This is a genomic window from Barnesiella sp. (assembly GCF_022723415.1).
Lineage (GTDB): Bacteria > Bacteroidota > Bacteroidia > Bacteroidales > Barnesiellaceae > Barnesiella > Barnesiella intestinihominis.
Map to the genome: position 1 here is coordinate 1 of NZ_JAIJHU010000042.1, position 21,591 is coordinate 21,591.

Consider the following 21,591-nt stretch of genomic DNA (forward strand, 5'->3'; position numbering starts at 1 on the left):
CAGCCGCTGAATGCCTCTTGACCGATACTCGACACACTCCCGGGGAGAGTTATCGAATACAAAAGCGGACTATTGCCAAAAGCATAGTCGTCTATCCCGGTCACCCGATAAGTATCTCCTTCATGTTCAACCGATTCCGGTATTGCCACAGTACCCCAATACGTTCCCGTGGGATTGGGATTACTGTAACAGGCTACTTTCACTTCCGAATCGGACGTAAAGCTGATGGAATAATACAGTCCTTTGTTCCAAAAATCATGGTATACCAAATACCTCTCTAAGGAAGTATCCGACAGGGCTTCTTCACGAGTTTGTGAAAATATTTGCGTTTCATTTTCCTCGAAAAGCCCAAGATACTTATCAACTCCCCGTTCCCATTGATTGGGATTCAAGTAACGCAATAGAGGATCTCCCTCCGAACAAAGACACCCTATTCCCTCCACGATTTTCAATCCGTTACTGAGTATAAAAAGTTTTCGTATCTTCCCATCATCGAAGGCTATTTTACGGATTTCGGACACCCATACATCGTCATATCCCTCCACGTGTCCATACTTGTTTCCCACCTTCATGTTGAAGTCATAAAGCACCAACTCTCCTCCATCTGTCTTTTTATAAGGGATATAATCGACATATGCCTTTGTACAATAATTTTTATAATCCTCATAATCCACCAATATGCGACCGTTCTCCTCCCTAATCTTTCTCAAAAGCGTATCCGGTCGATAAAAGTCTGTCTGTCTTTGTAATCCGTGCGACTCACATTGGTCCAACATATAAAAGAGTTTAAAATAAATTTTTCCATTTACCTCTTCCGGATCTCCCACATCATACCATCTACCCTTCCAATGAGCCTCCATATCCTCTAATCTCCAATGCGGATTCCTCTCGAATAAATTATCCGCTTGGACATACACTCCCCCAATAAAAGACAAGAGCACGATGATTATATTCTTCGATTTCATAACTGTCATTTTTTTATTTGTATCTTAAATGTGGTTCCTCGCTTAACGGTCGTTCCACGGTCGAGAATCACCTTCTCTCTGCCGGTCAAGGTAACTTCGCCTTTATCGAAGACGGCTTCTCCTTTCGCTTTCTCGTCCGTGACATGACTGCCAACCTTGATGGTATCAGCTTTGTAATATTTAGGGCCTTGTACAGTCTCGTTCTGAATATAAAGTACATCGGGATATACCGGAAAATCGATTGCGGGAACCTTATTCTGTCCGGACACGCAGACCCGCACATAACGGGCATCGCCCGAATATTCCGCCGAACGGCCGGTATAAAACCGAATTTCTTCTGTCCGCTCGTCGTAAAAGGCGATATCGCCCGCCTCCGAACCTAAATCGACCCGAACCCCGAGACTGTCGCGGGTCACCGAAAACTTCTCAAACTCCGTAGGAGTATCGGTATATATGCGTATGCCGGGGTCGCCGAAGCAATGAAATATCTCCTTAGAAAACTGTGTATAGATGTGTCCCCGATACGCCCCCCAAGTTTCCTCCATACGCCTCAAACCTTGATCCAAAATTTCTCCCAATCGGGTGGTTTCCCACAATCGAGAGGGAGAAGTTGTCATATGCAAAAAGTTATATAGTTTAGAATCCACTCCCGGATCGGGCCAGATGGCATCGAACATGCCTATCACCATCGCATCGTTATAGCCCGGCCAACTTTTCTCTGTTGCCGCATAGACCGCTATGGCTCCCCCGTTCCGCTTCTGCAAGAACGCCTCCGCAAAACAATCGTCTTCTTGGAAGCTGCCTGTCTCGCAATTGATACTAAAAATAACCGGCAAACGGTCGCCATTAGCGAGTGAGAGGATATTATCTCCTGTAAAATAAGGTTGTACCCAAGTAGAATCCGTACCATGCCCCCGATACAAGACATAGAATGCCCCCTCGTCGATATACCTCACTATATCTGCCGAATCACCATCCCATGCGAAATAAGGTCTTTGTAATTCCACTGGTATGGAATCCCCCCAAGCAAATTCTCCATTGTTCCAAAATGTCGGAGGCGGATAGTCATCCGTTTCTCTATAATCATAAGCAAAATAGACCCGATTGACCGCTTTCCCTTTGGATAGCATATAGTTTCTAACTTCCTCCGAAGTCAATGTAAATCGTTTATCCTCGATACCGTCCCCCGGACCGTTCCAACCATATGGCGTACAATCCTCAAAATAGGCGCAATGCAGTCCCGTATCATAGAAAGCGGTGTCTCGCACCGGATTCCGCTCGTATCGGATAATCTTGTCGACCACCGTCATCGCCTCCGTCGCCGTGGAGACCGGCAATCGCCCCCGGTAGAGGTCGACAAGGACATCGTCCTCACCGTCCATACAACCATAGTAATAATCCGTTACATATTGATAACTGTTTCCATCGTCCTGATTGACGATAGTCCGTGCCATATCCTCCGCCGGCACATCGTCGTGGTCGCCCACGATGAGCAGATAGTAGAGCGAGGGTGCGGAACGGTAAACCTCTTTCACCGCAGACTTGATATGCTCGGGTGTCCAGTCCCCCCGCAACCGGGTATGCACACCGAAGCCCAATGTACGCTTCCAGTCGGCCAAACGTCGCACGGCCTCCTCGAACTCCGGGGTCGAGAGTATCAGATAGTCCTTGCCTGCGGAGCCCGTATCCCCCGCGCTCCGAAACATCTCATATCCGGCCGCCCCGACATTCCCGTTGAGCGTCGTATTGTCCAAGAAAGAGTCGTCAGGCGCTATTCTCCCCTCCGGAGCGGACCGTAGGCTGCCCTCTCCGAAAGTCACCCGATAGACGATTTTGGAACAGGCCCGCACAACGCCGTTCTTCCAGTCGTATCGCACCGGATAGACACCCACTTCCGCCACGGAACGTCCCCGGTACACCCGGACTTCGCCTGTCTCCACGACCTCGCGAGGAAACCACCCTTCGTAGGGAGCGATGTCGGGAACAACCGCCGGGGACTCTTTCCCCTCGGGCTGCGGAGCACGGGCGGGAGAGAGGCGCAACGGCACATCGACACAGGCGCTTTCAAGAACCGAGACGGTGAATGAGGCACAGCCTTCGGGCAGCGCAAACGAGTCCCAACGGACCGGAACGTCCGGCTCGCCCGGAACGACACTATGCCCGAAGCCCGAAATGCGCCACAGATAATGATCCGCGACATCGGGATCGGACAAAACGACCGCATGCTTAAACTCGTAGGTGACCGTGACGCCGTCGGGGGAGACGGAGACCCGACGCTCGGGACGTTCTGCCGAGCTTTCTCCAACGAATGCCCCCGTCTCGTGAGAGACCGTTCTCTTTTGAGCGACTGCCGACGAGACGGTCAATCCCCAAATGCAGAACAGGTAGAAGATGGTCCTTTTCATAGTCTTTGATTTTTCGATCGCTTCTCGCCCGTCAATCATCATGGCTCCTTTCCCCATAAAATAACCGGAAGAAAGAAACGAGATGCCTCTTTTGCAAGATTAAGCATTTATTTGCAATTTTACAAGAAAAACAATCTTTTTTTACTCATACAATCAAAAAAACTGATTTCAAGCGTAAACAGCCGGAATCTTCCAGCCCCTCTCCCTTGCCGTGTCCAGCCTTACGGGGGTTGCAACGCAAAGTATAGAGCGAGGTAACACAGACGGAGAATAAAAACAGTAGAACCATGTTATCGAAAGATTTCTACACTCCTCCCCTGCGTTTTGCAACGCAAAATATAGGGGAAGGTGGCACATAGTGACGGAGGGGTTAAAAAATATCCGCAACAGAGAAAACGTATCAAGGTATCAACCCTCTCCCCCGATGTGCCGTAAGGAAATATAGGAGAATGCCCACAAAACAAAAAGGCCGTTCAAAGCGACGCTTTTACCCTCTCCCTCTGCTCATCGCAGATGAGATAGGGGGAGTAGTGCCCGTAGGGCGAGGGGGTTAAAAAAACAGGGGGAAAAGCCCCCCCGATAACAATAACAGAACTGTAAATCAACCTCTCCGAAAAGACTGGAATATGGTTGTTAACAAGAAATTCATCGCTAAAATCCATATCTACATTTCCCCACTGATTACCTGCCGAACCCACATTCCCCAGACATAAAAAACAACGAGGCAGAGAGTTTCTCCCTGCCTCGCGATTATATTTTGAAAAAAATCCAGTTTAGAACAAATAAGCCGCCGTAATGGTCCATGCCCGGCTCTTACCTTTCATAACCGAATCGGGAAGGTCGTTCTTGACCTCCATGGCACTACCCAATCCCCAACCATATTGACCGGCAATCTGCAAGTGATTGAAAAGTTCGAGACCGAGGCCCACATTTATCGCCGTATCGAAACTTTTCTCTTTGAATTGCTCTTTGAAATTATCGCCCACACGGAATGCAAAACTCGGCCCGGCATATACAAAAGGAGACAATATAGAGCCGACTACCGGCAGCGAAAACTTATATTTCAAATTAATGGGAATCTCTACATAATCGACATGTTTATTCTCCGATATACCACTGGTTATATCTTTCAATTCCGACCCCTTCCGAGTATACATCAAACTGGCATCGACCCCGATACCGATAACAGGAACCATAAACTCGGCCATCAGACCTCCCGTAAAGCTCGAAATATTATTTGCCTTGAAATTATCAGACAAATTTCCACTGAGAGAAAGAGTAGATATATTCATACCCACTTTGGGACCGAACTTAAATTGTGCATTGGCAGGAACAGCCAAAAACAAGGCAGCGACAAGAGCTACACAAAAAACTGTCTTTTTCATAAACTTCATTTTATTTTTATTTATAATCAGCCATAGGCTATTATTATAACCCATTTCTCGACCTCTATTTGCACAAAGATAAAATAAAATATATTAAAATCATAAAATTGACAGACAAATCGACAAGAATCATAAAATTTTAAAGACCCTTATCGGCTATCGAAAAAAATAACGTATCTTCGACAAACAAAAACAAATATGTATTTCTATGGAAAATAAACCGACCATCGAAGAAGAAATCGTAAAAATGCTGAGAACCGTTTACGATCCCGAAATACCGGTAAATATATACGACCTCGGGCTCATTTACAACATAGAGGTAAACGACGGGACCGTAAAAATAGAAATGACATTGACCGCTCCTAACTGTCCGGCCGCAGACTTCATCATCGAAGACGTGCGTATGAAAGTCGAGAGTATCGAAAATGTGAAAAATGTGGATATCCAGTTGGTTTTCGAGCCGGAATGGGACAAAGACATGATGAGCGAAGAGGCAAAACTCGAACTTGGACTTTTATAACACAATCATGCCGGGGAAAAAAATTTACTTCGCATCCGACTTTCATTTGGGAGCAAGATATATAGAGAATCCCATCGAATACGAACGTCGCATCGTTAGATGGCTCGACAGCATAAAACAAGATGCCGGAACACTCTATTTATTGGGCGATATTCTGGACTACTGGTATGAATACCGGTATGTAGTCCCCAAAGGATTCACCCGTTTTTTCGGCAAACTGGCCGAGCTAAGCGACAACGGCATTGACATACACTGGTTTATCGGGAACCACGACATCTGGATTTTCGATTATCTACCTCATGAATTGGGCATTACGATACACGACGGAACCTTGATAACCGAAATCGGAGGAAAACGTTTCTTCCTCTCGCATGGAGATAACGTCGGAAAAAGACCCATGACATTTCGCTTCCTCAGAAAAATATTTCGAAACCGCTTCTGCCAATATCTTTACGCGGCCATACACCCCCGGTGGACCGTTGCTTTTGCATTGCGGTGGTCGGCCCATAGTAGAAAAGCCGGAGATGACTACGCCGAATATCAAGGCGAGAAAAACGAGCACTTGGTACGCTTTGCCAAAGAATTTAGGGAAACGGATAAAATCGATTTTTTCATATTCGGTCATCGACATATCCTGCTCGATCTTGCACTCCCCCATCAGAGTCGCATCATTATTTTAGGGGATTGGATCAAGCATCCTTCCTATGCAGTTTTTGACGAGACAGGACTAAATCTGTTCGACTACATCGAAGAATAACAAGCAAAAAGTCACCGGCAAGTACGCATTTAATATTTTTTATACATTCGAAGCATTCAAATAAAATAGTGCAAAAGAAACTATTTATCAATAGTTTACCATATAAGAATCAAAAAAGTATTTATAAAAGCATATTGTATAACATATTATTTTGTTTGTTTATCTGCAAAAAAAGGTTGTCCTTTGTCTCAATAACCTAAAACAATCTTTTTTACCTTAAAAAAATTAATACCTATTGAAAACCTATAAAAAAGAGCTTTTGAGAAAAAGTTCTTTTTTGTTTTTATATCCACACAGTTTATCGCTACCTCATATAACCTATCTCTCGATGTGTAACTCCGTTTACGACATGCACTATTTTCTGTCCAATACGTTACGGAGAAATATATTTTATCGCTTAACCATTCCGAAACCCTACATTTCGATAAAAAAACGAAGATTTTAGTATCAATTTTTCAAAAACATTTCTATATTTGCAAAAAATAAAAATATAATATTATTATTTCATATAATTCTTTTCTAATTGTTTTAATTATGAAAAAATCTTACACTTTCACTTGGATTGGGATTGTAATATGTTTACTGGGACTGTCGCCGGTAAGTTACGCCCAAGCTATCGAAATCACCGATAGCACCCCATTTTTTGAAGATTTTAACGAAATCTCCTCTTCCGAAGAAAATTTTGGATTGAGCGGTTGGACTCTAAAATCGGGATATGCGACAGGAAGCACTGCGACCAAATGGTCGGTAAATACATCAAGTTCAAATGCATGTGATGGCTACTCATTAAAAGCCGATGATGCCAGAGCTACCTCAACGGCAATATTAGTGACCCCGAAACTGTCTTTTGCTTCTGGACGAACTGCTAAAATTTCATTCTTTATGAATCGTCAATCGGGCACAAACAAGCCCAATGAGGGATTTAAAATATATGTCAACTCCATAGGCGATATTTACAACTATGACGATGATAACAAAGTAATTATCAACGGAGACCAAACCGTTACGACTCTAAGTGAACCCATTCTTCACGCCAAAAGATACGCAGGCACTGAGATTACTAAAACCGGAATGTACGAAATGTCGGTCGACATACCGTCCGAAATGGCCGGGCAAGAATTTTACGTTATCTTCGAAGCGATCCAAGAATATGGAAACGCCAATTATATCGACAATATCAAAATCGAATTGATATCGGAGCAACCCAAATTAATCAACGAAACGAAAAATATCGATCTGGGTATGGTGAAAGCCGGGGAATCGGCATCACAAGAATTTATACTTTCCAACGAGGGAATAAACACGTTGAATGCTACCCTTTCCGTAGAAAACGGCGAATCGTCGCCTTTCTCCGTTACTCCGACAACGACCGATATCGCTTTCAACGAACAAAAAACAATTACCGTTAACTTCTCGTCGGCAGAAGTAAATTCATATACCGGGAAATTATACATCGACTCTAACGGAGGAAAAGACACGATTACCCTATCGGCCGAGACCTATCCGGCAACAGCCTACTACGAAACATTCGACGAACTATCCAAACTTCCAGACGAATGGGTGGTCGTTAAAAACGGAAATGAAACTACCTATTCCATCAACAGTAGTAAAGGTGTAAACGGATCAAAATGTTTAAGCGGTTCTATCGGCTCTTGGGGAGATGAATCGACCATCGACACGATATTTACCCCTGTCATATCGGGAAAAGTAACATTCGATTTCAAGAAAGCCGGAGGCTCTTCCGATGCTATTCAAGCGTATATCGTAACAGCCGCCGGTACGCAGACCGCAATAAATACGGGAACAGGTTCTTCGTCATCTTGGACAACAGTCAATGTCGACGATGTACCCGAAGGATCACGCATAGCCTTCACACTGAACAATGTCTATGTAGATAACTTCATAGCATTCACTCGGCAGGAAATTTCCAAAGGCATACAGTTGGTTAAAGAAGCCAACAATAGACCAAGTAGTTGGATGACATTATATGCAGGCCCCGACAAAGCCACTCAAAACACATTGCAATTTGCAGTTAAGAACATCGGGACTCAAACAGTCTCGGCCAACAGCTATAATTTCACAACCCAATTAGTGAACGAGAACAATACCGTAGCCGAAGGCGTCTCCTACAAAACTTACATCATTAACGGAGAAGACACAACCTTATACGAAGACAATGTTATCCCCGGGCCTGAAATAGCCGCAGGCGCAGGAACTACAATCAAGGGTTATCTGTTCATTAGCAGCAATAACGAAAAAAGTAAACTATCGCTCAATGTAAAAGTAAACAACGTCGAAAATACACATTTCACCCAAGTAAAAACGGGCGATAATATAACTATCAAGCCCAATAAGGGGGATGCCTCCTTATCGGCTATAAACTTTGGATTGGTAAACAAAGCGACGACATTGGATTATGTAATCAAAAACAACAGTAACAACGGAGCATTGACCGTATCGAAAATCACAGTGCCATCGGGGTCAGCATTCTCGGTAAATGCAGCACTGCCATTGGTTATACCCAGTAGCAAATCCGATACGATCCAAATCACTTTCAATGCCGAACCGGGCATATATAACGATAATATCACGGTAGAACACGACGGTATAGGCAATACGGAATTTACCGCATCCGGTACAATGCTATCGGCTACGGCTTTATTAGAATCGTTCGAAGGCGAAACCTTCCCGCCAATCCTTTGGGATATGAAACAAGGACTTTGGGAAAGAAATACGACGACTAAACATCATGGTAAAACCAGCATTGTCAATACAGAATCCACAGTCGATACGATCATCACCCCCTTGCTCCATCTCTCGGCAGGAGACTCTATTGCATTCTCTGTAAGAGCGACCTCATCTTCTGGATATAACACAGATATTCTATATTCCGCAGACGGAAAGACATGGAACCTGTTAAAATCTTTCGCCATTTATGCCAATTATTGGAGTGACTGGGCTGAGATGGCGGCTTATATGCCCGAAGACTTTACCGAAGGTGATTATTATATCGGATTCGCCAGCAAAAAGACTTATATCGACTTGGTTTACGGCCCACAAGTAGTTTATCAAGAGCACCGCATCGACATTAAAGGATTTACCGGAGAGAACAAAGGTATGGTAAACTACACTCAAAACTTTACCATCGACGTGGCTTGCTTGGGCACAGCCGGAGAAACGGCCGAAAGCTATTCGATTGCCTTGATGAACGGCGAAGAAAACATCGGCAACTACACAGTAGAACCTATGATATTGGGCGACATGAAAAGCTACACTTGTTCGTGGACCCCGAGAGCCGCCGGCGAAGCATCGATCTATGCACTGCTTACACTCGACGATGTAGTGACCTCGACCGACACGATTACGGTATCTGTTGCCGAGGAAAGCCTGATCTCTACCGTTATGATAGGCGATTTATCGACAACGGCCCCCTCTCCCAACTACAAGCACTACCTCTATGAAACACTTTACACTCCGGAAGATCTTGTAGGATTGCAAGCAGGCGATGTGATTGAAACGGTAAATATCCCCTATTACGCCACAGATGCAGCCGTAAAAGGATATCGAATAAATATCTGGATAGGCAATACCGAAAAAACGGCTCTCACTACCGACAAAATGAGCGAAGCGGACATAACAGGATTGAGCCATATCGGAGCGAACTTGCGATACGAAGCAGGAGGAAGTAAAGAATCGCCCCTATATTTCGAAATGAGACCCGAAACCCCGATCACTTACAATGGTGGAAACCTTAGCCTCATTGTCTCCGTAGACTCCACATACTACAAATCGGGTGTCTACTTCTTCACTCAAAGGACCTCCACCAAATCGATGAAGACTTATAGCATAGACGGTGACACCAGTGCCGATTATATGGATACTTGGATAAATGGCGGATATATCCCGAAAGTGGCCGAAAATATCATGGTGATGGAACTGGGATTGGCAACCGAAGCGCCGGTCGTACACGGCATTGTAACCCGGAAAGATAGCCAAGCTCCGATAGAAGGTGCAACGGTAACCATGCAATCGGGCGAAGTCATTTACACCGCTACCACCGATGAAACGGGAGCTTACAGCATTTCTGTGATGCAACCGGGAAAAGAATATGAAATGACGGTTAGCAAAGACAACTACACAGGGGTGGACGGTGTACTCGTGACAATAAACGAAGATACCGAACAGAATTTCGAATTAACGATTATCAGTGGAATAGACCATACGACAGAAAATGCGACGAAAATATTCACCGACCGCACGAGGAATATTCATGTCGTAGCCGATGCCATTATCGAAACGATAAAAGTATACTCGACGAGCGGAAGCCTCTGCATAACCGAAACCCCGGCAAGTGAATCGGCCATTATAAATGCCGGTGATCTGAAAGGTATTTATGTGGTAGAAGTCCAAACAGCAGGCAGTGTGAAGCGCGCGAAAGTAAGACTATAACATCGACTTGAATCACATAGCGACAGGCGGAAGGACTCTGGTTCTTCCGCCTGTCTTTTTCTTTCCCCTTTTCCCTTCATTCCCCTCGAAACCGCCCTTCGCTCTGTACGCACAAGAGAGAATATTTCTCCATACAGAAATAAATCCTTATATTTGTAGAATATAGGAGGCGGTTCGACATAGTCAAATCGGAAATGTGATTTCCGCTTGCCTTTGCACTCACCTTTCGCTATATTTGCCTTACGGGTGGAAACAGGCTGCGCTTCGGTACAACCGAATAAATTTGTTTCTGCTCTCGCTTTGTACTATTTTTGTAATCATAGGAAAAGAAGCCATCGATGAAACGATATGCGATCATAGTAGCCGGAGGAAAAGGAACTCGTATGGGAAACGACATTCCCAAACAATTCATCGAAATAGCCGGCAAACCGATATTAGCCCATACGATAGAAAATTTCTACCGATTCGATCCGAATATCGATTTAATAATCGTACTTCCTCAAAACCAACAAGAATATTGGAAACGGCTATGCTCGATTCACCGAATCACAATTCCCCATCTCGTTGTCAAAGGGGGAGAAACACGTTTTCATTCGGTTCTTAACGGACTATCTCTTATCCCGGACGAAGGGATTGTCGCTATCCACGACGGGGTACGCCCGCTCACGGCTCATCGCGTAATAGAAAATTGTTTTCATGTCGCAGAAGAAAAAGGCGGAGCCATACCCGTTCTTCCTCTAACCGATTCATTAAGACAAATATTTCCCGACAAATCCAGCAAGGCCGTCGACCGCACGGCATTCGTGGCGGTACAAACTCCGCAGACATTCCGGGTCGAAGAAATAAAAAAGGCATACAAGCTCCCTTATAACGACACTTTCACCGACGATGCCTCGGTGTACGAGGCTGCCGGATACATTCCCGAATTGGTCGAAGGGAATCGGGAAAACCTGAAAATAACTCTGCCGGTCGACTTGGCAATCGCCGAAATAAGATTGAAGGAATGACAGATTTAGCCGGTTTAAATATCAAATACCTTCCCGGGGTCGGCCCTAAACGCGCCGAACTCCTAAACAAAGAATTAGAGATATTCACCTATCTCGACCTGCTGCACTATTATCCGTATAAATACATCGACCGAAGCAAGACCTACAAAATAAACGAAATTGACGGTTTGATGCCTTATATTCAGTTACGAGGTAAAATCGTTTCATACACCACTCACGGAGAAGGGGCACGCCGGCGGCTCACCGCTCTGTTCTCCGACGGTTCGGGAGTCATAGAGCTCGTTTGGTTCAAAGGAATACGCTATATCACCGACCGTTACAAACCGGGAACGGAATATACGCTTTTCGGGAAACCCACTCTTTTCAACGGGAAATTCAACATCGCCCACCCCGAGCTCGACCCGATAGACGATCGCATAGACAACACGACCGGACTACAAGGATACTATACCACGACCGAAAAAATGAAAAATGCTTTCCTCAACTCGAAAGCTATACAGAAAATGGTATATACCCTTCTCTCCGGAATACAAAACCCACTGCCCGAAACATTGCCCCTTCCCATTATCTCGCGAATGCAACTCATGAGTTCGACCGATGCCCTACGCAACATTCACTTTCCGGTGACGATAGGCCACCTGAGGCGGGCAGAATTCAGGCTCAAATTCGAAGAGTTATTCTACCTGCAATTACACATTCTACGATATACCCGGTTACGGAACCTGAAATTGGGAGGATTCCGTTTCGACCACATCGGGAATTATTTCAACGACTTTTATCATCAAGTGTTGCCCTTCGAACTCACCCAAGCTCAAAAACGAGTCATCAAAGAGATTCGAGCCGATATGGGCAGCGGCAGACAAATGAACAGACTGTTACAGGGAGATGTAGGCAGTGGAAAAACATTGGTCGCGCTCATGAGTATGCTCATCGCCGTAGACAACGGTTACCAAGCCTGTCTAATGGCTCCCACCGAAATATTGGCCACCCAGCATTACGAAGGGCTGAAAAAGATGGTAGAGCCGTTAGGACTACGTATTGAACTACTCACGGGGTCGGTATCTAAAAAACGAAGAGCTCCTATTTTAGAAGGGCTCCTCACCGGAGAAATAAACCTGCTGATAGGAACCCATGCCCTTCTGGAAGACTCGGTAAATTTTGCGAATCTGGGTTTTGTCGTCATCGATGAGCAACATCGGTTCGGGGTAGAGCAACGGGCTCGGCTTTGGAGAAAAAATAAAATTCCGCCACACATTTTGGTCATGACTGCCACCCCCATTCCCCGGACTTTGGCCATGACCGTTTATGGCGATCTCGACGTATCGGTCATCGACCAACTGCCCCCCGGACGCAAACCCATACAAACACTCCTTCAATACGATAACAAAAGAGCCCAGCTATACGCTTCTTTGCGCAAGCAACTACAAATCGGGAGACAAGCCTATATCGTGTATCCGCTCATACAGGAAAGCGAGAAAAGCGACTTGAAAAATTTAGAAGAAGGATATGAACACATTCGGGAAATTTTCCCCGAATATCAAGTGTGCATGGTACATGGAAAAATGAAAGCGGCCGAAAAGGAAACCGAGATGCAAAAATTCGTATCGGGAGAAGCCCGCATTATGGTGGCGACTACGGTCATAGAAGTCGGGGTGAACGTACCCAATGCATCGGTTATGATCATCGAAAACGCCGAACGTTTCGGTCTGGCTCAGCTACACCAGCTCAGAGGGCGTGTAGGTCGTGGCGCCGAACAATCGTATTGTATCTTGATGACATCTTATAAAATCAACCAAGATACCCGAAAAAGGCTCGAAATCATGGCAGAAACCAATGACGGGTTTCGCATTGCCGAAGCCGACATGCAAATGAGGGGACCGGGGGATATGGAAGGGACTCAGCAAAGTGGAATTGCATTCAATTTACAAATCGCCAACTTGGCAAAAGATGCACAAATATTGCAAGTAGCTCGCGATGAAGCAGGTAAACTGCTAGATTCCGATGAATTGTTAGAACGACCCGAAAACCAAATCGTACGAAAAGAACTAAACCGCATTTTCGAAAAACAAAAAAACTGGGGATTAATCAGTTAAATAAAGAGTTTTTACTATTTTATGTTGTAAAACATGTTTACACATAAAGACATATAAATCAATGTTTTATACAAAAAAACACAAACAAATCGGCTTACTGGATACCTAAATTTTGTTAACCAACCAGAACACATTCCTCCAAAATTCATTATCTTTGAAAAGTGTGTGCAAAAATATACGCATCTTTCTTTGGTGGGCTTAATAAAAAGGCTACTTCGACTATTTATTTTAGGACGCGGCTTATGCCAGAATTAGATAAATAAAATGTATTTCGGAAAAACAAAACATTACATTCTACCTCTCCTGCTTGCATTCTCGCTAGGTAACTTAAATGCCCAGCACAATAGGAATCTCTCCACTCACCTACACTCCAAACAACACCAGGACCTCATCGCAGGGCAACAAAACATACACAAAGAAATAAACTTGGTCGATTCCATCGCCCTACTCGAAATGCTCGAAGAAGAGGAAGAGGAGTTTCCCGGTATTGATATTTATGGAGAAAATTGGGATCAAACATGGGTAAACCCATACAAAGTCCCAATAGACAAATTGCCCGAATCCGCTACTATCGACGTCTCGGAATATTGTATGCCCATCATTGGTCATATTACATCGAACTACGGTTGGCGACGCAGACGCATGCACAGAGGAGTGGATTTGTCGCTTCATATCGGAGATACAGTACGTGCGGCCTTCTCCGGGAAAGTGAGATTAACACGATATGAACGCAGAGGATATGGATACTACGTAATCATTCGTCACAGCAACGGCCTCGAAACCATATACGGCCATCTCTCCAAATTCTTGGTTAAGCCCGATCAAATCGTAAAAGTGGGAGAACCCATTGCTTTGGGAGGTAACACGGGACGCTCCACGGGCCCTCATTTGCACTTCGAAACGCGCTATTTGGGAATGGACATCAATCCCAATAAGATTTTCGACTTTGTAAATCAAGTGCCTCATACCGACCAATATACTTTCAATCCGAAAGAATTAGCCAGCAGCTTGGGATACGGCAGATACAAGGGCAGTAACAACGGAGCGAAATACGTATCCTATCGAGTTAGAAAAGGAGATTCACTATCAAGGATAGCCAATAAATACGGTGTCTCGATCAGTCATCTGTGCAAGCTCAACGGGATTAAGCGAAACGGAGTATTGCGCGAAGGCAAAATCTTACGAATAAAATAAAATACAAAAAGAAATAATTTCATTTCCACTAAAACAAATTGCTTCTTTCTATAAAAGGCATTAACCGAAGGGTTAATGCCTTTTTTAATACATTCGACTCGGCTGCCGAGGGCTTTGCCAGAAATTTCGATTCAGTAGAAAATTCGTGGGGCAGGCTTGAATCTTAGCGACGAATCTCTTATCTACAACCACATTCCAATCTTTTCGGAGAGTGGTTAAAAAGTAGCTGAATAGATTTTCGATAAAATTCAGCCTCCCCCTCTGCTCATCACAGATAAGATAGGGAGAGTACCCGCAAAGCGAGAAGTATAAAATCTATCCTTATGCCAAAACAAGAAATACCACTTTTAAACCTCTCCCTCTGTGTTTCCGTAAGGGAATATAGGGGGAGTGCCCGCAGGGCGAGGGGGTTAAATTCTACAATCAAAAAATCCTATACCCCAAAAACGATGACAGCCTTTTCAATCTCTGCGCAAAAATTACCGTTCCTTCGGCAGCCCCTCTACATCGCAGCAAGAAAAGTGCAAAGAACCGATAACTCCAAAAATATAAATATCTCCCTCTTTTTTCTAAAAAAGTTCGATCATGCCATAAACAACAGACATACCGGTTCTACATTTGCCTGAAAAAAACAGACATATGGAAACACAAGAACAGATTCTGAAAGAACAACGATTGAGAATAGAGGTGTTGAGACATCAACTCCTATTACGTTATTACGAACTGCTGCTCTCGTTAGACGTACTGACACAAGCTGCGGAAGTAAAAACTTTGATGGGCTACATCAACACCCTCGAACGATATGCCAAGCGATTCGAGAATAAGCCCTCGAAGAAAGAAGCCGGAAAGAAAAGACGGAAAAATACAGCCGACGAGACGACTGCCGATGATATCCACCCCGAAGCCTCTATCTCTCTATCCGAACACGCAAAGGAACTCTTCGATATGATGGCTCTTGACGACAATCTGCCATCGGAAGAAAACGAATTGCCTGCCGACATCGACGACTTCCTGAAAGCCGGATATGCCCGTTTTCTCGAACAGCAAAAACTACGAGCTCATAAAAATACGCCACATATCGAAGACAACTCGTCCCGATAAATTTAAAACAGCTTCTAAGAAAAATCCTTATCCAAAGATTTATACGATTTTACCGGGCTCAACAAAAAATTTAAATATGGCGTCCTAAAAACATATTTATTTAAATATCTTTGTAATACAATTAATCCACAGAGAACAATTCGACCCATTATGAATTTAAACGAGATAATAGCAAATATTGTTATACCGGCAGCAATAGCAGGAATATTGACACCCATTATAATGAAAGGAATCCTAAAAACATCATGGGGACAGAAAATATTCAAACATAAAGACAATGCATCAGAACCGTAAAATAAAAAAACGGCGCGGACTTGCAACTATTTACCGAACAAGGCACGATATTTATACAGCAAATCGCTGTACTGCGACAAATGTCTGATGGGTAATAGCGATACCGGAGAGTAGCGGTCGACATGAATACGATAATAATCGCCATATCCGTTTTGCAACGCCTTGTCGAGATAAGAAATCGACTTGTCGACATCAAAACCGGCGTACATACAAGCTAAATAAAAATAATCGATATTACGAACCGACCCGGAAGCCAAAAGCGAACGCTCCCACTCCTCGGCCTGTTTTTTCAAATGAAGTTTCGCAAATGCGATTCCTTTCAAATTATCGCCATAAGCGGCAGACGTACCGTCCAAGCTAAGTACTTTGCGGTAATCCGCCTCAGCAGCTATACGATTTTCCATACCATATTCTTGCGTATAAGCCCGTGCCAAATAAGAATACGGTTCATCGGGAGCTGCGACGACAGCCTCGTTATAACAACTTATCGCCTGCCCGAAGTCGCCTTCGTCATAGGCTATCATTCCCCTTTCCAGACAAATCGCCACATTCGACGGGTCATATACCGCCGCTTGCCGAACAGCTTGTTCGGCGGCAACAAGATTGCCGTCTCCCCTCTCGATTTCAGACAACAATCGATAATATTCGGCATTCTGCGAATCTTTCTCTATCGCTCTTTTTATATCGGCTCTCGCTTCGTCGAATCGGGTCAACCTCGACAGACAAAAGGCCCGGTTATAATAGACCGTATGAAAATTGAAAAAGTTCTCCTCCACGATCGTATTCCAATCACGCAAAGAAGATGCATAATCATAATGGTCTTTATAAATGGTGGCACGCACATAATAAAGCATACCCTGCCGGGGAGAACGTTCGATATTCCGATTCAACCCTTCGATAACGCCGTTATACGACTCGTTACTATAAGCGACCAGCTTTTGTATCGCTCCCGAATGCCCGTCATCGAGCGAGACGGCATAGACCAAATCATCGACTGCTTCGGGCATCATGTCCATCTCCTTATAAATCTCGCTGCGCTCCAAATAAATCTTCGGATCTTTGGGCGAGAGATTGACAGCCTGAGCTAATAAATCTTTCGCTCTCACAGGCTGACCGGTATGAGCCTCGACTCGCGCCAATCCCATAAATGCGCTTTGACTGCGAGTATCCATGCGCAACAAATGGTTATAGTCGATTTTAGCCATATCGTATTGTCCCAACCGGCACAGCAGATCTCCCCGGTCTTTCAGAGCCAACCGATGGTTAGGGACTAATCGTAAAGCACTGTTCAAATCGGTCAAAGCAGACTTGGTCTCTCCCCTTTCCGACAGAATCTTGGCTCTCAACAAATAAGCCTGTGCCAAATCGTCCTTCTCTTTTCGAGGAAAATATTTAATCGCATTGTCGATATCCGACAAAGCCTTTTTCATATCCCCCTGTCCGAAATAAGCCATAGCCCGGCTATAATACGTTCTGTAATCCTGTGGATTGGCAGCCAATTCCTCGGCATATACCTCCATCATGGCTTTCACCAAATCATCGTTTTCCGTCGCATGAAGAGCAAACGACGACGTGAAAAAACAAAATAAGATACCCCCTATAAAACACCTGAGTCGAGAAACCATTGTCAAACAGCTTTTATATGTTACTTATCTTTACTACCCAAAGACATTACAGCCTGCCGAATGCACACCAACCTTGTCAGCAAGCCTTCCAAAAGATCCAACGGCAACATATTGGCTCCGTCCGATTTAGCTTTACACGGTTCGGGGTGAGTCTCCATAAACAACCCATCGACACCCACAGCGATACCTGCCCGGGCGATAGTCTCTATCAATTCCGGCATTCCTCCGGTCACGCCTGAATCTTGATTGGGCCTTTGCAACGAATGGGTAGCATCGAGAATAACCGGGAAACCGAACTTCTGCATAATCGGAATGCCCCGATAGTCGACCAACAGATCTTGATAACCGAAAGAAGTTCCCCGTTCTGTAATCATCACATCGTTATTCCCCGCATCCACGACCTTTTGAGCGGCAAACTTCATGGCCTCGGGCGACAGGAATTGGCCTTTCTTGATATTCACCACTCGCCCTGTTTTTGCAGCAGCCACCAACAAATCGGTCTGGCGGCACAAAAATGCCGGAATTTGCAACACATCGACATACTCGGCAGCCATCTTAGCCTCCTCGGCCGTATGAATATCGGTAACGACAGGTATTTTGTATGTATCGGCGACTTTCCGTAATATTTTCAAAGCCTTCTCATCGCCTATCCCGGTAAACGAATCAAGGCGAGAACGGTTGGCCTTGCGATAAGAGCCCTTGAAAATATAGGGTATCTGCAACGATTCTGTTATCCCGACGATCTTTTCCGCAATATCCATCGCCATGTACTCTCCTTCTATGACACAAGGACCTGCCAACAGAAAGAAATTACCGCTATCGGTATATTTAAGATTTTCGAGTTTCATTATTTCGATTTTAACTGATTCAACACTTGTATCGTATGGCAGGCAACTACTCCGGCCGTTTCCGTACGCAACCGGCTCTGCCCCAACATCACCGGCTGAAATCCACAGGCAATAGCCTGTTCTACCTCTTCGGGGCTGAAATCACCCTCAGGACCTATCAAAATCAAAGCATTCTCTCCCGGGCGATATACCTCGGAGAGTTCTTTCCGCTCGCCCTCTGCATAGCAATGAGCAATGAATTTCTGTCCATCGAAAGGACGGGCGACAAAGTCCGAAAAGGCTTCCATTTCGGACAATCGGGGCAAAACAGCCTTTAAGGATTGCTTCATCGCCGAAATCAGAATTTTGTTCAGACGATCGAGTTTTAACTCTTTCCGTTCAGAGAATCGGCATTTCAACAAAGCAATCGAATCAATGCCTATCTCCGTGACTTTTTCGGCAAACCACTCCATTCTATCGAGATTCTTCGTCGGCGCAATCGCTACATGCACTTGTGCCCGCCACGGATTGGGAACTTTCGATTTTTTCAATATCCGTATGCCACAACGCTTCGGATGCGCCAGAACGATTTCGGCCAGATATTTATTTCCTCCCCCATCGACAATTCCAATCTCATCACCTTCGCCCATACGCAAAACTCTGACACAATGCTGGCTTTCCGCCTCAGGGAGCTCATGCACACTTTCAATATCGGGAGCATAAAATATCTGCATAAGACCTCGTTAAAAGATTAAACTTTCTCTGCCTTGACTTTGGCTTGATGTTTATAGTGGAACGTCAATGCAAACAAAATGCCGATTACACAAGCATAAGCCGCAAAGATAGTCCAACATGCCGGCCAGTCGGTCACCACGCCATTCTCGCTATGATAAGCGATAACCAACCCAGCTCCGTAACCGCCCACGATAGAACCCAGTCCATTCGTCATCATCATGAAGATACCCTGAGCACTGGCTTTTATGGAAGCGGGAGCCTCATCGGCAATGAAAAGAGAACCCGACACATTGAAGAAATCGAAGGCCATACCATATACGATCATCGATAATACCAAGAATACGACCGGGAAGCCCTCGGGACCACCGATTGCGAAGAATCCAAAACGCAATACCCATGCCATGAAACTGATGATCATCACTCTCTTAATACCGTACCGGCTCATAAAAAACGGTATCGCCAGAATAAAAAGAGTTTCCGATACCTGAGAAAGAGAAGAGAGTATGACCGAATATTTCACAGCCCAAGCCTCGGGGTGAGTCGCCTTGAAACTATCGAGAAAGGGGACGCCATACATATTGGTCACTTGAAGGGCTGCCCCCAACAAAAAAGAGAAAAGCAAGAATACGGCTGTACGGTAATTCTTAAACAAAACCAAAGCATCCAATCCCAACACAGACATGAGCCCATTATTCTTCATCGCCTTAGCCGGAGGACAAGCCGGTAAAGTGAAGCAATAAAGTCCCATTGCGGCAGAGGCACACGCAGCCATAATCAACTGCCCATTATTGGAACTGAACCCGGTGAGGTTATCTATCCACATAGCGACGATAAACCCTATCGTTCCCCAAACTCTCACGGGAGGATAGTCCTTAATGCGGTCCAATCCGGCTTTATCGATAGCATTATATGCAACGGTATATGACAATGACAGAGTGGGCATATAGGCCAGCATATTGACCAACATCGCTATTTTGAACAAATCATAATCGGTAACGAACGCCGCACAAAAAAGAGAAATAGCTCCGACCCAATGCAGAACTCCCATCAGCCGTTCGGCATTCACCCACTTATCGGAAACCACACCTATAAGCGCAGGCATAATAAGAGAAGCTATACCCGATAGAGCAAACACACTGCCCACGAGTGCACCGTCGAAAGCCAAGCCCCCGTCTTCAACGGGTGTCGTCATATATAATCCCAATGTACAGAGCCACGATCCCCAGATAAAAAATTGGAGAAAATTCATGACTATCAGTCGAATTTTTACACTTTCCATATTCTTGCGTTTGTGTTGTAATAATTTCCTTTTTTACAGGACATGGTTTAGATTATCTGTCAAAAATAAAGCCGATCGAGCACTGGAATACCTCACTTGTCCGAGCATCTTACCGACATGCGGCTTATTTCATGCAAATCTAAAAAAATATCGGTGTTCTTACAAGTTATTATCTCTTTTATTCAGCTCATCTTGAATACGAGCGGCTTCTTCATAAGCCTCGGAAGCAATAGCCTTTTCCAAGCGTTCTTTAAGTTCCTTACGGGAACAATTCGACAAACTCTTTTCTTCGGGGAGTTCTTCTGTCTCTACGACTTCTTTACCTTCATTTTCTTCATAAACAAATCCTGCCTCGTCTATAATATCTTGCATGACATATATGTCGGACCGTGTACGCAAAGCTATGGCTATTGCATCGGAAGTACGGGCATCGATACGAATCTCACGCGTACCATCGTCAAAAAGCATTTCCGAGGAAAAAACTCCATTCTCAAATTTATAAATACAAACCTCTTTCAAACGAATGCCGAAACCGTGAGAGAAACTCACAAAAAGATCATGAGTAATCGGACGAGGCGGAACAATACCTTCCAAAGATATAGCTATAGACTGAGCCTCGGACACTCCTATCACGACAGGAATACGACGAGGCCCATTTTCTTCGGCAAGCACCAAAGCATACGCACCTTTTTGTACTTGACTGTAAGTCAACCCCAACACCTTTAATTTTATACGAGTATCCACGTCACCACATTTTTAATCATACAAATATAGCGAAAGGCGAGTGCAAAGACAAACAGAAATCACATTTCCGACTTGACTCTGTCGAACCGTATCCTATATTCTACAAATATAATGAAAGGTGTGTGTAGAATAAAACAAATACGCTTGTTTTTCATACCGAATCGTATCTTATCTCTCGGTTTGGCAAAGATCTCCTCCTCTTTTGTTCAGG

14 protein-coding genes and 1 pseudogene are annotated in these 21,591 nt (G+C 44.6%); 7 read left to right on the forward strand and 8 right to left on the reverse strand.

Features of this window, described 5'->3' with window-relative positions:
• The 3 genes and pseudogenes from QVD32_RS09305 to QVD32_RS09315 form a co-directional block, all read right to left on the reverse strand.
• Positions 1-965 (reverse strand): annotated as a pseudogene (locus QVD32_RS09305) (hypothetical protein); the annotation flags it as partial.
• 5 nt (positions 966-970) lie between these two features.
• Positions 971-3,370, reverse strand: a complete 2,400-nt coding sequence (locus QVD32_RS09310) for a C25 family cysteine peptidase (RefSeq protein WP_195242017.1) — start codon at positions 3,368-3,370, stop codon at positions 971-973.
• A gap of 773 nt (positions 3,371-4,143) precedes the next feature.
• A complete protein-coding gene (locus QVD32_RS09315; protein ID WP_040296239.1) occupies positions 4,144-4,755 on the reverse strand; it encodes a porin family protein in 612 nt (203 codons plus the stop codon).
• Between the two features lie 208 nt (positions 4,756-4,963).
• Here QVD32_RS09315 and QVD32_RS09320 point away from each other — a divergent pair, with 208 nt between their 5' ends.
• The 7 genes from QVD32_RS09320 to QVD32_RS09350 all read left to right on the forward strand — a co-directional run bounded on the left by QVD32_RS09320 (position 4,964) and on the right by QVD32_RS09350 (position 15,876).
• On the forward strand, positions 4,964-5,275 hold the full coding sequence (locus QVD32_RS09320) for a metal-sulfur cluster assembly factor (RefSeq protein WP_155013095.1): 312 nt from the start codon (positions 4,964-4,966) through the stop codon (positions 5,273-5,275).
• A 7-nt stretch (positions 5,276-5,282) separates the two neighbouring features.
• Complete coding sequence (locus tag QVD32_RS09325; protein WP_195555020.1) at positions 5,283-6,032, forward strand: UDP-2,3-diacylglucosamine diphosphatase; 750 nt, start codon at positions 5,283-5,285, stop codon at positions 6,030-6,032.
• Between the two features lie 534 nt (positions 6,033-6,566).
• A complete protein-coding gene (locus tag QVD32_RS09330) occupies positions 6,567-10,481 on the forward strand; it encodes a choice-of-anchor J domain-containing protein (protein WP_195555019.1) in 3,915 nt (1,304 codons plus the stop codon).
• A gap of 338 nt (positions 10,482-10,819) precedes the next feature.
• The gene (locus tag QVD32_RS09335) at positions 10,820-11,488 is read left to right on the forward strand and encodes a 2-C-methyl-D-erythritol 4-phosphate cytidylyltransferase (RefSeq protein WP_155013093.1); all 669 of its coding nucleotides are present in this window, start codon (positions 10,820-10,822) and stop codon (positions 11,486-11,488) included.
• Complete coding sequence (recG, locus tag QVD32_RS09340) at positions 11,485-13,581, forward strand: ATP-dependent DNA helicase RecG (protein ID WP_046415673.1); 2,097 nt, start codon at positions 11,485-11,487, stop codon at positions 13,579-13,581. The genes QVD32_RS09335 and recG overlap by 4 nt, the downstream gene beginning before the upstream one ends.
• 264 nt (positions 13,582-13,845) lie before the next feature.
• On the forward strand, positions 13,846-14,775 hold the full coding sequence (locus QVD32_RS09345; RefSeq protein ID WP_008862587.1) for a M23 family metallopeptidase: 930 nt from the start codon (positions 13,846-13,848) through the stop codon (positions 14,773-14,775).
• A 639-nt stretch (positions 14,776-15,414) separates the two neighbouring features.
• Positions 15,415-15,876 (forward strand): hypothetical protein, encoded by a 462-nt coding sequence (locus QVD32_RS09350; RefSeq protein WP_021891137.1) that lies wholly within the window; start codon positions 15,415-15,417, stop codon positions 15,874-15,876.
• A 320-nt stretch (positions 15,877-16,196) separates the two neighbouring features.
• On the opposite strand, the gene QVD32_RS09355 is transcribed toward QVD32_RS09350, so the two are convergent.
• From QVD32_RS09355 to QVD32_RS09375, 5 genes are all read right to left on the reverse strand, one after another.
• Entirely contained in the window at positions 16,197-17,795 is a 1,599-nt protein-coding gene (locus tag QVD32_RS09355; protein ID WP_008862589.1) for a tetratricopeptide repeat protein, read from the reverse strand.
• A gap of 20 nt (positions 17,796-17,815) precedes the next feature.
• A complete protein-coding gene (gene kdsA, locus QVD32_RS09360; RefSeq protein WP_008862590.1) occupies positions 17,816-18,643 on the reverse strand; it encodes a 3-deoxy-8-phosphooctulonate synthase in 828 nt (275 codons plus the stop codon).
• The gene (locus QVD32_RS09365) at positions 18,643-19,356 is read right to left on the reverse strand and encodes a 16S rRNA (uracil(1498)-N(3))-methyltransferase (RefSeq protein ID WP_021891138.1); all 714 of its coding nucleotides are present in this window, start codon (positions 19,354-19,356) and stop codon (positions 18,643-18,645) included. Before QVD32_RS09365 ends, kdsA begins: the two co-directional genes overlap by 1 nt.
• A 17-nt stretch (positions 19,357-19,373) precedes the next feature.
• Positions 19,374-20,636 (reverse strand): nucleoside permease, encoded by a 1,263-nt coding sequence (locus tag QVD32_RS09370; protein ID WP_040296173.1) that lies wholly within the window; start codon positions 20,634-20,636, stop codon positions 19,374-19,376.
• A gap of 159 nt (positions 20,637-20,795) precedes the next feature.
• Positions 20,796-21,380 (reverse strand): bifunctional nuclease family protein, encoded by a 585-nt coding sequence (locus QVD32_RS09375; RefSeq protein WP_021891139.1) that lies wholly within the window; start codon positions 21,378-21,380, stop codon positions 20,796-20,798.
• Between the last annotated feature and the right edge of the window lie 211 nt (positions 21,381-21,591).